The sequence below is a fragment of the Desertibacillus haloalkaliphilus genome, assembly GCF_019039105.1.
GTDB lineage: Bacteria > Bacillota > Bacilli > Bacillales > KJ1-10-99 > Desertibacillus > Desertibacillus haloalkaliphilus.
The window spans coordinates 1-255 of sequence record NZ_JAHPIV010000676.1; the positions used below are offsets into that span (position 1 = coordinate 1).

Consider the following 255-nt stretch of genomic DNA (forward strand, 5'->3'; position numbering starts at 1 on the left):
GGCGCGCCCGAGAGGAGTCGAACCCCTAACCTTCTGATCCGTAGTCAGACGCTCTATCCAATTGAGCTACGGGCGCAAATGTTATAAAATTTGAGTAATGAACATCCATGGAGTAAAAGTGCTCCTGTGTTGCTTACGCTACTCGTCGCAAACCTGCACAGCAGGATATTCATGTAGATGGTTTGGTGCCGAGGGCCGGACTTGAACCGGCACGGTAGTCACCTACCGCAGGATTTTAAGTCCTGTGTGTCTGCC

General features: G+C 51.4%; 1 tRNA gene. It reads right to left on the reverse strand.

The window, feature by feature from the left end:
- Positions 1-2: 2 nt before the first annotated feature.
- Positions 3-76: transfer RNA gene (locus KH400_RS23860), tRNA-Arg, on the reverse strand.
- Between the last annotated feature and the right edge of the window lie 179 nt (positions 77-255).